Source organism: Vibrio sp. QJM3NY_15, assembly GCF_057785995.1.
The window spans coordinates 114592-129837 of sequence record NZ_CM173517.1; the positions used below are offsets into that span (position 1 = coordinate 114592).

General features: G+C 45.2%; 13 protein-coding genes. 5 read left to right on the forward strand and 8 right to left on the reverse strand.

Annotated elements, in window-relative coordinates:
• Positions 1–125 precede the first annotated feature (125 nt).
• Together AC3CKG_RS00500 and glnA are read right to left on the reverse strand one after the other, a co-directional pair.
• On the reverse strand, positions 126–683 hold the full coding sequence (locus AC3CKG_RS00500) for a DUF4124 domain-containing protein (RefSeq protein WP_488528632.1): 558 nt from the start codon (positions 681–683) through the stop codon (positions 126–128).
• Positions 684–900: 217 nt separating this feature from the next.
• Positions 901–2310, reverse strand: coding sequence for a glutamate--ammonia ligase (gene glnA, locus AC3CKG_RS00505; RefSeq protein ID WP_017107904.1), 1410 nt, complete (start codon positions 2308–2310; stop codon positions 901–903).
• 564 nt (positions 2311–2874) lie between these two features.
• On the opposite strand from glnA, the gene typA reads away from it, so the two are divergent.
• Entirely contained in the window at positions 2875–4707 is a 1833-nt protein-coding gene (gene typA / locus AC3CKG_RS00510) for a translational GTPase TypA (protein WP_017107903.1), read from the forward strand.
• Between the two features lie 185 nt (positions 4708–4892).
• On the opposite strand, the gene AC3CKG_RS00515 is transcribed toward typA, so the two are convergent.
• On the reverse strand, positions 4893–5411 hold the full coding sequence (locus tag AC3CKG_RS00515; protein ID WP_488528633.1) for an AAA family ATPase: 519 nt from the start codon (positions 5409–5411) through the stop codon (positions 4893–4895).
• A gap of 20 nt (positions 5412–5431) precedes the next feature.
• Positions 5432–6073, reverse strand: coding sequence for a DUF2959 domain-containing protein (locus AC3CKG_RS00520; RefSeq protein WP_017107901.1), 642 nt, complete (start codon positions 6071–6073; stop codon positions 5432–5434).
• 205 nt (positions 6074–6278) lie between these two features.
• On the opposite strand from AC3CKG_RS00520, the gene AC3CKG_RS00525 reads away from it, so the two are divergent.
• Genes AC3CKG_RS00525 through AC3CKG_RS00535 form a run of 3 tightly spaced genes read left to right on the forward strand, consistent with a single transcriptional unit; the run spans position 6279 to position 8578 of the window.
• Entirely contained in the window at positions 6279–7220 is a 942-nt protein-coding gene (locus AC3CKG_RS00525) for a virulence factor BrkB family protein (RefSeq protein WP_017109217.1), read from the forward strand.
• Positions 7192–7626, forward strand: coding sequence for a D-aminoacyl-tRNA deacylase (gene dtd / locus AC3CKG_RS00530; RefSeq protein ID WP_488528634.1), 435 nt, complete (start codon positions 7192–7194; stop codon positions 7624–7626). Before AC3CKG_RS00525 ends, dtd begins: the two co-directional genes overlap by 29 nt.
• Positions 7627–7642: 16 nt before the next feature.
• Complete coding sequence (locus tag AC3CKG_RS00535; RefSeq protein WP_017109216.1) at positions 7643–8578, forward strand: bifunctional GNAT family N-acetyltransferase/hotdog fold thioesterase; 936 nt, start codon at positions 7643–7645, stop codon at positions 8576–8578.
• A gap of 47 nt (positions 8579–8625) precedes the next feature.
• Here the strand turns inward: AC3CKG_RS00535 and AC3CKG_RS00540 are convergent, their stop codons facing one another.
• The 4 genes from AC3CKG_RS00540 to hslR form a co-directional block, all read right to left on the reverse strand.
• Positions 8626–10581, reverse strand: coding sequence for an AsmA family protein (locus tag AC3CKG_RS00540; protein WP_488529213.1), 1956 nt, complete (start codon positions 10579–10581; stop codon positions 8626–8628).
• A 169-nt stretch (positions 10582–10750) separates the two neighbouring features.
• On the reverse strand, positions 10751–12376 hold the full coding sequence (gene pckA, locus AC3CKG_RS00545) for a phosphoenolpyruvate carboxykinase (ATP) (protein ID WP_009848030.1): 1626 nt from the start codon (positions 12374–12376) through the stop codon (positions 10751–10753).
• Between the two features lie 337 nt (positions 12377–12713).
• Positions 12714–13607, reverse strand: coding sequence for an Hsp33 family molecular chaperone HslO (hslO, locus tag AC3CKG_RS00550; RefSeq protein WP_017109213.1), 894 nt, complete (start codon positions 13605–13607; stop codon positions 12714–12716).
• Positions 13608–13625: 18 nt separating this feature from the next.
• The gene (gene hslR / locus AC3CKG_RS00555; RefSeq protein WP_004735595.1) at positions 13626–14012 is read right to left on the reverse strand and encodes a ribosome-associated heat shock protein Hsp15; all 387 of its coding nucleotides are present in this window, start codon (positions 14010–14012) and stop codon (positions 13626–13628) included.
• Between the two features lie 317 nt (positions 14013–14329).
• On the opposite strand from hslR, the gene gspC reads away from it, so the two are divergent.
• On the forward strand, positions 14330–15226 hold the full coding sequence (gene gspC / locus AC3CKG_RS00560; protein ID WP_065106058.1) for a type II secretion system protein GspC: 897 nt from the start codon (positions 14330–14332) through the stop codon (positions 15224–15226).
• Positions 15227–15246: the final 20 nt, after the last annotated feature.

Genomic DNA, 15246 nt, shown 5'->3' on the forward strand with positions numbered 1-15246 from the left:
GTGCGTAGCTAAGTTCAAGTATGGCGCATATCAACCAGAAGCTAAAGATAATTCATTAGAGTCGCTGAAAGCTGCTTCGATTGGGTGAAAAGTAGAGGTAATTCAGTCTCTTTTAACACATTGGCCTACTTGAGCGTCGCTCGATGTAAATACACGGTGACTGGACTAGTAGATGCAATAAGCTTGCCGCTTCTATGTGCTTGAATTGCAATGGTGTGAGTGCCTCGATCGATGCCTTTCAATTCCCAAGTTGGCTGGGTTTGTGGAGCACCATAACGGCGGCCATCGAGCATTAATTGCAACTGCTCACCAATGCCTAGCTTGCGGTTGAGTTCGATTTGAATGGGGATTAAGCCACGGTTGTTACGGATGGTTTGATCATGAATGGGAGTCAGCATGGTAAGTGTTAGCTGAGCTGGTGCCTCGCGTTCCGTGGTTTTTGCTTTAACTTGAGCTGGCGTTTTAGTTGTAGTTGATGCTGCAGCGTCAACAGGCGTTGAGGCCTCAAATTTAGGGGCTGGCGCTGACGCTTGTACATCAGGCAGGCGAAGAGATTTAGCACCTTGATCGGTTGGGGTATCACTAAAGTGGAGTACGCCATCTTCATCTACCCAGGTATATACCGTTTGAGCAGAGCACGAGAATGCGACTGTTAACCCGATTAGGAACAGTATGTTTTTCATATCGTTAGCCTCTTTCCACCGTTAGGTGTTTTCACGTTTGGCGTTGGTTTTGTTATTGATTTTATTGTATTTATAGCAACAGCCTCTGAGGGCTTTTGTTTAAGATATGGTACGAGGAAGGAGAGGTAGGGAGAATAGAAAAAAGGCCCACCTGCGAGGCGAGCCTAATATTTTTCTAGAGTTTCTTACTTATTGCAGTAAGAAGACCGACTAAAAATTAAACTGAGTAGTACAGTTCAAACTCAAGTGGGTGTGTCGCCATGTTCACGCGTTGTACATCGTCAGATTTCAGTGTGATGTAAGAATCAATGAAGTCGTCAGAGAATACGCCGCCAGCTGTTAGGAACTCACGATCGGCGTCTAGAGCTTTAAGCGCTACTTCTAGAGATTCTGCAACTGTTGGGATTTCAGCCGCTTCTTCTGCAGGAAGGTCGTACAGATCTTTATCCATAGCTTCGCCTGGGTGGATCTTGTTCTTGATACCGTCAAGGCCAGCCATCAGCATTGCTGAGTAGCATAGGTATGGGTTAGCTGCTGGGTCACCAAAACGTAGCTCGATACGACGTGCTTTCGGGCTTGGTACTACTGGGATACGGATAGAAGCAGAACGGTTACGTGCTGAGTAAGCAAGCATTACCGGAGCTTCAAAACCAGGTACAAGACGCTTGTACGAGTTTGTTGATGGGTTAGCAAATGCGTTGATTGCACGAGCGTGTTTGATTACGCCACCGATGTAGTAAAGCGCCATTTCAGATAGGCCGCCGTACTTATCACCAGCAAACAGGTTAACGCCGTCTTTTGCTAGAGATTGGTGAACGTGCATACCAGAACCGTTATCACCAACTAGTGGCTTAGGCATGAATGTCGCTGTTTTACCAAATGCGTGAGCAACGTTGTGTACAACGTACTTGTAGATTTGAGTCTCATCAGCTTTTGTTGTTAGCGTGTTGAAGCGAGTTGCGATTTCGTTTTGACCTGCAGTTGCTACTTCATGGTGGTGAGCTTCAACAACTAGACCCATCTCTTCCATTACTAGACACATTGCAGAACGGATGTCTTGAGAAGAATCTACAGGAGCTACTGGGAAGTAACCGCCTTTAACGCCAGGACGGTGACCTTTGTTACCGCCTTCGATGTCAGAACCTGTGTTCCAAGCTGCTTCTACGTCATCAATCTTGAAGAAAGAACCAGACATGTCATTTGAGAATTTAACATCATCAAATAGGAAGAATTCTGGCTCAGGACCTACTAGAACTGTATCTGCGATACCAGTAGAGCGTAGGTATTCTTCAGAACGTTTAGCGATTGAGCGAGGGTCACGGTCGTAGCCTTGCATTGTTGCAGGCTCAAGAATGTCACAACGGATGTTTAGCGTTGCGTCTTCTGTGAATGGGTCAAGAACGGCAGATGATGCGTCAGGCATCATTACCATGTCAGATTCGTTAATGCCTTTCCAACCTGCTACTGAAGAGCCGTCGAACATTTTACCTTCTTCAAAGAAGTCAGCGTCAACTTGGTGAGAAGGAATAGAGATATGCTGCTCTTTACCTTTTGTATCAGTAAAACGTAAGTCGATAAATTTAACTTCGTTCTCTTGGATCAGGGATAGTACATTTTCTACTGACATCTTGGATAACCTCCAGTGTTATTAATTCGGTATTAGCTCGATTCGGTTGAAACCAGCATTGATTAATGTCTGTATGTGCATTAATCGATGCTGATTTATCTATTGCCAAAAGCGTGCCAAAAAAATTATTCCATTAATTTCAATTGCTTAGTGGTTTTTGTTTGCGTTTGTCTTTGAGTTTTGCACCAAAATGATCTCCGCCTGCACTGTGTTGGTGCAATGCGCTTGATGTGCACCAATATGATGAATCACAAACGAATACCATTCAGCAACGAATTGAGTACGTTGTCAATCCACTTTTCTTTTTCGGGGTAGATTTGGCTCGAAGTTAGCGCGCAATGATTTTAAAAATCGTACGAATTTAGCTGTTCTATACTGTATTGAATCGATGTTAAGCGAATATGAATCGCTAATAGAGAAAAAAGCCTTGGTTCAGATCACATATTTCTGGGTTTTTTTCTAAAATCTGGTATATTATTGACCGTTTTTTAAATCAAGCTAGCGGTTATTATCCAAACAATTGAGATAATTGACGGCTACCTTTTATGAGTGAATCGAGAATCCATGTCTACTCCACAGATTGATAAGTTAAGAAATATCGCGATCATCGCGCACGTTGACCACGGTAAAACGACTTTGGTTGATAAACTGCTACAACAGTCAGGCACTCTTGAGTCTCGTGGTGAAGCTGAAGAGCGTGTCATGGATTCGAATGACATCGAAAAAGAGCGTGGCATTACAATCCTTGCTAAGAACACAGCAATCAACTGGAATGATTACCGCATCAACATCGTAGATACTCCGGGACACGCGGACTTCGGCGGTGAAGTTGAGCGTATCATGTCTATGGTTGATTCAGTTCTTCTGATCGTAGATGCAGTTGACGGCCCAATGCCTCAAACTCGTTTCGTAACGCAAAAAGCATTCGCACACGGCCTTAAGCCAATCGTTGTTATCAACAAGATTGACCGTCCTGGTGCTCGTCCTGATTGGGTTATGGATCAAGTATTCGACCTTTTCGACAACCTAGGTGCTACTGATGAGCAACTAGACTTTACTGTTGTTTACGCTTCAGCTCTAAACGGTTGGGCAACAATGGAAGAAGGCGCAGTTGGCACAGACATGGAACCACTATTCCAAGCTGTTGTTGATACAGTAGAAGCGCCTGCAGTTGACCTTGACGGTCCACTACAAATGCAAATTTCGCAACTTGATTACAGCTCTTACGTAGGTGTTATCGGTGTTGCTCGTGTTACTCGTGGTTCGGTTAAGCCAAACCAACAAGTAACTATCGTGAATGCTGAAGGCAAGAAACGTAACGGTAAAGTAGGTACTGTACTTGGTTACCTAGGTCTTGAGCGTCACGAAGTAGAACAAGCTAACGCTGGCGACATCATTGCAATCACTGGTCTTGGTGAGCTGAAAATTTCAGACACTATCTGTGACGTAAACAATGTTGAAGCAATGGAACCACTGTCTGTTGATGAACCAACAGTAACAATGACTTTCCAAGTAAACACTTCTCCGTTCGCGGGTAAAGAAGGTAAGTTTGTAACTTCACGTAACATCCTTGAGCGTCTTGAAAAAGAATTGGTTCATAACGTTGCACTACGTGTTGAAGAAACTGAAAGTCCAGACCGTTTCCGCGTATCAGGCCGTGGTGAGCTTCACCTTTCTATCCTGATCGAAAACATGCGTCGTGAAGGTTTCGAGCTAGCAGTATCTCGTCCAGAAGTAATCATCAAAGAAGAAGATGGTCAGAAAATGGAACCGTTCGAAACGGTTACTATCGATGTAGTTGAAGAGCACCAAGGTGCGATCATGGAAAGCATCGGTCTACGTAAGGGTGAGCTAACAGATATGGCACCAGATGGTAAAGGCCGTGTTCGCATGGACTTCATGATGCCTTCTCGTGGTCTTATCGGTTTCCAAACTGAATTCCTTACAATGACATCTGGTTCTGGTCTTATTTACCACTCGTTCGATCACTACGGTCCTTACAAAGGCGGTATCATTGGTCAGCGTAACAACGGTGTTCTAATCTCGAACGCAACGGGTAAAGCTCTTACTTACGCTCTATTCTTCCTTCAGGCTCGTGGTCGTCTATTCACAGAGCACGCTGATGAAGTTTATGAAGGTCAAGTAATCGGTATTCACAACCGTTCAAACGACCTGACAGTAAACTGTCTAAAAGGTAAGCAACTAACGAACGTTCGTGCATCTGGTACTGATGAAGCACAAGTTCTTTCTCCACCGATCAAGCACACTCTAGAGCAAGCTCTTGAGTTTATCGATGAAGATGAACTAGTAGAAGTAACGCCACTTAACGTACGTATCCGTAAGAAACTTCTTACTGAAAACGAACGTAAGCGTGCAGCACGTCCAGCTAAGGCTTAATTGCCAGCTGACTAGCTTCTAGCTAAGTAGATAAGAAAGCCCCGAGTAGCCTAGCTGCTCGGGGCTTTTGTTTTATGTGGTGTTGGAGTAGATACGGGTAAACGAGATGCGTGATTCGAAGAGCATTCAAGTATTCGTCATCCTTAAGGGGGAGGAACGACCGAGTTGGGTAGTTAGCTTTTGATTCATAGGTGACTTTCAATGAATTGAACTCGCTCTTCGACTGGCATAAATGGCACTTCAACCACCTCATAGCTAAGCTCTTGGTAGACTCTGACTAACGCGTGGTGAATCTCTAGTGCTTCTTCAAACGGATAAGGGCGCACTTCATCTTGAACATAGATAGAAGCTTCAGGGCGGCAGAATAGGACTTGGGAGTGATAGCCTTGACTCGCTTCTCGGTAGTTATCATCAACCTCAAGGTTCGCCTGAGCTAAGTAACCACAGATATCTGGAATCGCACGGTCAAGAAACGCTACCTGTTGCTGCCTCGCTTGCTCTTTTTGCTCACTCATCACTGTTAAGCACAAGTGAGCAAACCCCGGAAGATCTAACCAAGGTAAGATTCCATTTTCAATCTGACTTTGGTCTTCTATCAGCTGGCGAGAGGACTCTGCGAAGGTTGGGTAACCCATATCACCCAAGGCGTTAATCAGAGTTGTTTTTCCGGCTCCGGGACCGCCAGTAATAATGATAGGCTGCATGGTGTTGTATCTCTGTAGCGCTACTTCTGGTTCAGTTGAGCTAAGAACTTATCCGATTCTGCTATCGCCGCATTCATTTGTTCTATCGCGTAGGCGATGTCTTTTTCTAAGCTCATAAACTCGCCCTGCAATGAACCAACGGCACTCGCATTGAGGTTGTGTTTAAGATAAAGCGTGTTGTCGCGAAGAGTGTTGAGTACCGGATCCATTTTCTTCTCAGCTCTTTTCATCGCTGACAGCATGGTTTGGTAAGACGATTTGGTTTCACGCAGCTTTTTCTCACTTGATCGACGCAACGAATCACTGGTGTAGAGATCTAACTCTCCCTGCCACTCTTCAAATAGCGCATCGGACACATCTTCAATCGCAGCAATGCGGTCACTGACATTTTGTGCGGCTTTCTCACTGTCTTGGTATTTATCATTGATCTTGTTGTACATGTCTTCAAGGTCGCCACCACTGAAGTTAGTCAGGCTACTCAAGGCTTCAAGTGCGCTGGTAAACTCTTCCTGAGCATCCTGCTGCGACTCTTTTGCATCTTCCACTCTGTCGACCATAATGTCGCGTTTGTGGTAGCCCACTTGCTCCATAGCGGAGTAATAAGCTGACTGGCATCCAGTAAGAGTAAAAATAGAGAGGACTATAACTATTAAATAAGGCATCCTAGTTTCCTATAGTTAAATAATATCAATCGTAGTAAATAACTGCTCAACCTAGCTTGTTAAAATGCTCGATAACGGCGTTAGAATTTTTGATTGTAGAATGACTACTTATCGAAAAACTCTTCCTTGTTCTCAAGCCTTTTTCCTACGCTATTTTTGAACATTTACTTACTGTGATTAATACAACGGAATATTAATTAGGACTATGAACGAGTTACAAGGGAGTTACAAGTTGAAGATAAAAAAGGTCGCCACACTCAGTATTCAGTTTTCTCGCTATCTTTTGGCGCGAATGACGCACGATAGAGTCAACGTGAATGCGGGCTATTTGGCGTACATTACCTTGCTCTCGATCGTACCGATGTTGACGGTTCTGCTCTCTATCTTGTCGTCATTCTCCATCTTTGCTGATGTCGGTATCGTGATTCAAAACTTCGTCATTACCAACTTTGTTCCAGCGTCAGGGGATGCAGTACACGGTGCTTTGTTAGAGTTCGTTGCCAATACCGGTAAGATGACGGCGGTCGGTAGTGTGTTCTTATTCATTGCAGCTCTGATGTTGATCTCCAATATCGATAAGAACCTAAACTACATCTGGCGTGTTAATGAGAAGCGACGTGCGGTGCTGTCTTTCTCTATGTACTGGATGGTGTTAACGCTTGGGCCTATATTGGTGGGTGCGAGTATTGCTGCTACCTCTTATGTGACATCCTTAAGCTTGCTACAAAATGAAGTTGTCTCTGGCGCCTTTAATACCGTGATTCGCAAACTTCCTTTGATTCTCTCATTCTTTGCGTTCTTCGGTTTGTACCTGCTGGTTCCCAACAAAAAGATACACTTTTCTCATGCAGCTGCGGGCTCTCTGGTTGCGGCTCTGCTGTTCGAACTCAGTAAGAAAGGCTTTGCAGCCTACATTACGCAATTCCCTTCTTACCAGTTGATTTATGGCGCATTAGCAGCGATTCCGATTCTTTTTGTCTGGGTGTATTTGTGTTGGTTGATCGTGCTGGTGGGTGCCGAGGTGACCGCTGCTCTTGGTGAGCACGAACAGTGGAGTGACCCGCAAGAAATGGTACACTCAACGGATAACGACAAAATTACAGAGCAAGGAAACAACAGTGATAGCACTGATCCAGAGAGTAAGTGAAGCTGCCGTCCGTGTTGATGGCGAAGTAGTGGGTGAGATTGAGCAAGGCTTATTGGTTCTGTTAGGCGTAGAAAAAGGTGATGACGAAGCCAAAGCCAAACGTTTGATGGAACGAGTGACCACTTATCGTGTCTTTGGAGATGAGGACGATAAAATGAACCTCAATGTGAAGCAGGTCGAAGGTAAGGTATTAGTGGTGTCTCAATTCACTCTGCCAGCCGATACCAAGAAAGGCACGCGAGCGGGCTTTTCTCGTGGTGCTCACCCTGAAGATGCTGAGCGTCTTTACAACTATTTCTCAGACCAATGTGAATCAGTGTTGCCAACGGAACGTGGTCGATTCGCAGCCGACATGGAAGTGTCTTTGGTTAATGATGGCCCAGTGACATTCTGGCTGCAGGTTTAGGCTTAAAGGAATAAGCATGTTTAAACTCATAACCCCAACCACCGAAAATCAGTTAAATAAGTATTACCATTTTCGTTGGCAGATGCTCCGTGAACCTTGGCGAATGCCGGTAGGTTCAGAGCGCGATGAATATGACCCAATGAGTCACCATCGCATGATTGTTGATGGTCGAGGTCGTCCGATGGCGATTGGTCGTCTGTATATCACCCCTGATCTAGAAGGTCAGATCCGTTACATGGCGGTGAAAAACTCTCGCCGTAGTAAAGGTATGGGTTCGTTGATTCTAGTCGCGCTTGAGTCACTGGCTCGTCAAGAAGGTGCTAAGCGCTTGGTGTGTAATGCGCGTGAAGATGCGATCTCATTCTACGAGAAGAATGACTTTGAGCGTCGTGGTGAGATTAACGACCAACGCGGCCCTGTGCGTCACCAACAGATGGTTAAGCAACTTGACCCAATGGCTGATGTATTGCGTAAGCCTGAATGGTGTAACGAACTTCAGCAACGCTGGGAACACCAGATCCCGATCAGTGACAAGATGGGCATCAAGATAAACCAATACACAGGTTACCAATTTGAGTGTAGCGCTCAGCTGAATCCTAATCTGAACCCTCACAACACCATGTTTGCAGGCTCTGCCTTTACTTTAGCGACCTTAACCGGTTGGGGTATGACTTGGTTATTGATGAAAGAGCGTGGCCTGACGGGTGATATCGTGTTGGCTGATAGCAATATTCGTTACCGTCATCCGGTTGAACAAAATCCAGTCGCATCCACGTCATTGGATGGGATCAGTGGAGATTTAGATCGCCTCGCGTCTGGCAGAAAGGCTCGTATCATCATTCATGTGACCATTAACAGTGGCGATGTGGAAGCGGTTGAGTTTACGGGAACCTATATGCTGATCCCTGACTATAAAAAGATACTCTCGACAGATTCTAATGTGAGCGAGTAGCCCACACCTAGCACTCTGTTGATTTGCTAAGATATTGATTAAAAGCGCTACTCCTGTGGAGTGGCGCTTTTTTGTTGGCAGTTATTAATCTCAGAATATTCAACTTGGTCAAGTTTTCCTGAGATTTGGTGGCATGGGTCGGAAAGGGTAATGGAGAGTGAGTGTTGCTCTTGCTCTAGCAAATCAAGTTCGCCTGATACCTCGCCATTCAGTGTTTGAACCCTTTGCGAACCTTCTTCTGTAGCCGATGCACCAATAATGTGCATTGGTTCGAGTGTGAAACGTCCACGGTCAAAGCTGGCATTAAGCTCTGGGATTTCAAACACGTTATCAATCGATGTTTCAGAAAGCGTGTCGTTGAAGGTCATCACACCTTGGCGAACGCTGCCAGTGAGTTGGCCAGTCGTTGAGTAGCCGAGCATCAACGAGTCGCCGTATAAACCTGCGGCTTGAAGGTCGAATTCACCATAACCGGTTGCATCAAGCGGTAATTTCAGTTGTTGCAACATTGGCGATATCGGTAATCCATCGGCAGAGATGTCTATACTCCACGGCTTGCTGATTTGGTTAAAGTCGAGAGTAGCATTCGCTTCAATATAGCCATTCTTTAATGGTGCAAATAGGCGTGTCAGCGTCCATTTTCCTTGCTCACTGTTCATTTCAACTACAGGCTGAGCGCTGAGAATATTTTGGTAGCTGGCATCATTGGCGCTGGCCATTAACTTGCCTTGCCACAAGCCTAGCTTTCTATCTTGCAGCAGTTGAACCTGATGCCCCTCGATATGAAGCCCTGAGACCTGCCAGTAAGGTTTTTTTGCGAGTTGGATGAGTTGGCTACGCTCTATGTTTAGTCGATGAATAGAGGCTTGCTGTAGCTGTGTAAGCCAAGGGATTAAACGAGTGGCCGGTAGATTTTCATCTTGGCTTTCAGTAATCCATTTTATGCCCTGAACATCAAGTTGTGCGAGTTCAACTGAGCTTGGTGTTACCGTCCCGTTCATTTGGATACTGCCTTGTCGCCATTGCGTATAGAAATCCTCAATCAGGATCTGTTCTGGTTGAAGGTTTAACTGAATACTCGGGTCGACAAACAAGTCATCATCGATGGTGACGCCTTCTGCTTGTAGGGAAAAGGTGGCTTGTTGCTGCTGCCACAGCTGAAACGGTAACTGAACATTTTCTAATGAAGCATCGAAGCCAGCTAAGTGGCCACTTTTCCATTCCACATCGCTGCGCAAGATATCTAAACTGTTGATGTGGTTTATCTGAATACCTGCTCCATCCCAATTTTTGCTCAAGAGGTTTTGGGTCTGTTTCTCGTTGAGTCGCAGGCCGTCGATAGTGATATTCACTAATGACCAATCATGTTTATATTGCTCTGCTTGTCCGGAAATTTTGGCGCCACGCCAATCAAATGAAGCGCCATAAAGGGTGCTGTCACTCGGTTTAAGGTCTAGGTCAATCAACAGGTTATCGAACGCTTCGCCTTGCCAATACAGCTGCGAGGCTGAGAGTTGGGTTTTGCCATAGGGTAGTAGTGAGTTGCTGTCGTCCCATGTTGGATCTGAGATCTGGAGGTCGATGCCTCGAGCATTAAAGTCCGCGGTCGAAAAATCTAGATTATTGATCGCCAGCTGACGTAGCTTGAGGTTTGGTTGGGTAAGCACTGATGTAAGAGTATCCAGATCGTCGGCTTCTAACTGCAGGCCACTTATCAATACAGAGTCCAACACTAGCTTAGCTTTAAGAACAGAGTCTGGGCTGAACCAGATATCGATCTTGTCGATATACAGAGGTGCTTGTCTTTCTGGTTGGCTTTGGGTAATGCCCATTAAGGTGATGTGATAAGGCGCCTGATACTCAACATCTTCAATGAGCACAGGTTGTTCAATCGCATGTTTGATAAAAAAGTTAGCAACATCCGCACGGTATTGCGTCTGCAGGCTTAATAGCAACGCTGCGATAGTTGCAACGGCGATAGCCAACACAATGCCGAACACCATGAATACCTTTTTCATTCCCTGAAAGCCTTAAATTTCAATCGTCTCAAAACAGAGTGGAACAAAAAGGGTCAAGCATCAACAAAAAAGCCCCTCAAAAGAGGGGCTTGCTACAAAAATATCATTTTAAATTGGGCGTTCGCTTTTGGCTAAGCCCGAGCAGATGGTTGGATTAGTCCAGTTGAGGACCAGCCGCAACCAGTGACTTACCTTCAGCGTTGTCAGTGTACTTATCAAAGTTGTTGATGAAGCGTTCTGCTAGATCTTTCGCTTTGCTTTCCCATTGTAGTGGGTCAGTGTACGTGTCGCGTGGGTCAAGAATCGCTGGGTCAACATCGTGCAACGCTAGTGGTACTTCTAGGTTAAACATAGGGATAACCTTGGTCTCAGCTTGGTCGATTGAGCCATCTAGGATAGCGTCGATGATGCCACGAGTATCTTGGATTGAGATACGTTTGCCTGTGCCATTCCAACCTGTGTTCACTAGGTAAGCTTCAGCGCCAGCTGCTTCCATACGCTTCACAAGTACTTCAGCGTACTGAGTTGGGTGAAGAGTTAAGAATGCCGCACCAAATGCTGCAGAGAACGTTGGTGTTGGTTCAGTAATACCACGCTCAGTGCCCGCTAGTTTCGCAGTGAAGCCAGATAGGAAGTGGTACTTCGTTTGCTCTGGAGTCAGTTTAGAAACGGGTGGTAGTACACCGAATGCATCCGCAGTTAGGAAGATAACCTTTTGAGCATGACCTGCTTTTGATACTGGCTTAACGATGTTGTCGATGTGGTGAATCGGGTAAGAAACACGAGTGTTCTCTGTTTTTGAACCGTCATCAAAATCGATAGAACCATCGCCACGAACCGTTACGTTTTCTAGCAGTGCATCACGACGGATTGCATTGTAGATTTCTGGTTCTGCTTCTTTAGATAGACGAATGGTCTTCGCGTAACAACCGCCTTCAAAGTTGAAGATGCCATCGTCATCCCAACCGTGCTCATCATCACCGATTAGCTCACGCTTAGGATCCGTTGATAGGGTTGTTTTACCTGTGCCCGATAGACCGAAGAAAATCGCTACATCGCCTTCTTCACCGACGTTAGCACTACAGTGCATTGAAGCAATGCCTTGAAGAGGAAGTAGGTAGTTCATCATTGCGAACATGCCTTTCTTCATCTCACCGCCGTACCAAGTACCACCGATGATTTGAACGCGTTCTGTTAGGTTGAAAGCAACGAAGTTTTCAGAGTTTAGACCCTGCTTTTCCCAGTTAGGGTTAGTTGTTTTAGCACCGTTCATTACCACGAAATCAGGTTCGAACGTTGCTAGCTCTTCGTCAGTTGGACGAATGAACATGTTCTTAACGAAGTGCGCTTGCCACGCTACTTCAGTAATAATACGTACACTTAAGCGCGTATCAGGGTTAGCACCACAGTAACCGTCAATGACAAACAGGCGCTTGCCAGATAGCTGAGTTGTCACAAGCTCTTTAAGCTCATCCCATACTTCAGTTGTAATCGGTTTGTTGTCATTTTTGCCTTGATCTGACCACCACATGGTATCGCGCGTGGTGTCATCTTTAACAATGTACTTATCTTTTGGTGAGCGGCCAGTAAAGATACCAGTGTCTACCGCAACAGAGCCTAGTTCCGTTACTACGCCTTTTTCGTAGCCTTCCAAACCTGGCAGTGTTTCTTCAACGAATAACTGCTCGTAGCTAGGATTACGAAGAACTTCAGTAACGCCAGTCAGTCCGTGCTTAGTTAGATCAATTTGTGCAGCCTTTGTATGTTCCATAACGGTCATAGGTGCTCCTTGTAGGATATTTTGTAGGGATTTTGTATTAATTTTTTATTGTTATCTGCTCACCATGCTAGCAACGAGACTCTGGGGAAACAGGGATACAGCTCAAAAAGTATCCATATTAATCTTGGGGTTTTAAGCGTCTCGTCACATATTGGCCTAACTAGTCTATCCTGTACGCAAACCTTTGCGCTAGGGGCGAGAACATTATTAATTGATTAAAATTAAGCGGTGATTTTATTACGAAATGTTACGGGCTTTGCGCTATTTTGATCACAAAAAAGGCCAGCTGAGTGCTGACCTTTGTAGGGTAAATTACGTGTTTTTGGTACGCTGTAAATTAATGAACCGTATTGTCGCCTTTATCTGCTGCTTCTGCGTACAGTGCGTCAACGTCGTTCTTGTCAAACGAGTAGTTTGTGCCACAGTAATCGCAGTGAAGAGCCACACTTCCTTCAGTGCTGATGATGTCGTAGATCTCTTCTTGAGCAACAGTAATGATAGCCGCACCACTACGTTGACGAGAACAACCACAGAAGAACTCAACCGGTTGTGGGGTAAATACCTGAACCTTCTCTTGGTTGTATAGACGGTACAACAGGTCGTTCGCTTCTAGAGAGAACAACTCTTCATTTTTTACGGTGTCAGTTAACTGCTCTAGGTGTTCGAAGTCATCTGGCGTACCAGTACCGTCAGGCATAACCTGCAGAAGCATACCAGCAGCGTGTGCTTTGCCTTCATGTTCACCCGTGCGCAGCCATAGACGAGTCTTTAGCTGTTCAGAGTTTGCGAAGTAACCTTCAAGTACTTCAGCAAGCGTGTCACCTTCAAGACCAACGATGCCTTGGTAACGCTCACCTTTTTTAGGATCGATAGTGATCACTAGGTGGCCTTTACCCATCAGGTCGTGTAGGCCTGCGTCGTCAGCAATGTCACCGTCAAAGCGAGCAACACCACGGATCTTCTGATCGTTATCGCCATTAATAACAGCGAGAGATACTGGGCCATCACCTTGCAGTTGCATCGTGATAGAGCCTTCAAACTTTAGAGTCGCGGTTAGTAGCGTCGTTGAAACCAGTAGCTCACCCAACAGCTTTTGTACTGGCGCTGGGTATTCCTTGCTAGAAATAATCTGTTGGTACGCTTCGTCCATCTGTACCAATTCACCACGTACTGATAGGTCTTCAAATAGGTAGCGATTTAAAACATTACTTGTAGACATTGGGTCTGCCATTTGGCTATTCCTTCTAGCTTATTGAGTCTTGAACTTGATGATGTCACGACGTTGCTTTTTGTCTGGGCGACGTTCTGGTGCTGGGCTATGAGCATTAAGCTTGCGCTGTTGGGCAAACTCTTCTCTTTTTGCCAAGCTTTCGGTGGTTTCTTCATAGAGTGTCTGAGCGACTGGCGCCCCGCCACGGTGTGCGGATATTTTCTCTATGGTGACCGTCTTTTCTTCATTACCTTGGCGCAGAGTAATCACTGCACCAAGTTCTACGATTTTGCTGGGTTTGCTGCGCTGACCATTATAGTGGACTTTGCCACCATCGACCATGTTGCGAGCAATTGAACGAGTCTTATAAAAGCGTGCTGCCCACAACCATTTATCGAGTCTGACAGCTTCATTAGTCGTTTTCATATAGGACAGTGCCTTTTCAGTTAGAAATGAATGCGGTTTAACTGTTATTCACAGTATGCAACTTATTTTATTTAATGACGCTTATCACATTTAGTAGAAGCTTATGTGGAGGCGATAGGCTTTTTTTTCAAGGAAGATTACAAAATAGCTCAGGTAATGCCGATTTATAGATTTGCTATGATATAGTTCAGGATCTTATGCTTTTAATAAGCTGGAACAGAATTTATGAACAAAAAAGCTGATAGTTTAGTAGGTTACAGCTTTATTCGTTATAGAAAGGGTTAGGGAACGTGAACTTTTTAGAGCTCAAACTTCGCATGGATAACTCTCCGGTGCTGAGCCGATTTTTAGAGAATGGATTTTTACTCCAGCAGAAACTGAGCCTTGTTCTTTGTTGTGTGTTAATCGCAGCTTCCGCATGGATTTTAGGACAGCTTGCATGGTTTATCGAACCTGCCGAGCAAACCGTTGTGCCTTGGAAAGCAACGGCTTCATCGTCTTCTGCTCCTCAATCGACTCTTGATATCTCTTCTTTGCAGCAGAGCAACTTTTTTGGTGCCTATAACCCAACCAAGCCTGCTGTGGTTGAGCAGCAAGTTATTCAAGATGCCCCAAAAACGCGACTGAATCTGGTTTTAGTGGGTGCGGTTGCCAGCTCTAACCCCAAATTAAGCTTAGCTGTGATTGCGAATCGTGGCACACAAGCAACCTACGGAATTAACGAAGAGATCGAAGGCACGCGCGCTAAGTTAAAAGCGGTATTAGTCGATCGCGTGATTATCGATAACTCAGGCCGAGATGAAACCTTGATGCTTGAAGGTATTGAGTACAAGCGTCTGGCCGTTTCAGAACCGGCACCACCTCGCGCCTCTTCTTCTGTCCGTGGCAACAACCCCGCTTCTGCAGAAGAGAAGCTTGATGAAATTAAAGCGAAGATAATGAAAGATCCGCAACAAATCTTCCAATATGTTCGACTGTCTCAGGTGAAGCGTGACGATAAAGTGATCGGTTATCGTGTGAGCCCTGGCAAAGATTCAGAACTTTTTAACTCTGTTGGGCTCCAAAACGGAGATATTGCCACTCAGTTAAATGGACAAGACCTGACAGACCCTGCTGCTATGGGCAACATATTCCGTTCCATCTCAGAACTAACAGAGCTAAATCTGGTGGTCGAGAGAGATGGTCAACAACATGAAGTGTTTATTGAATTTTAAAACTTTGCGTCTAACGAAGG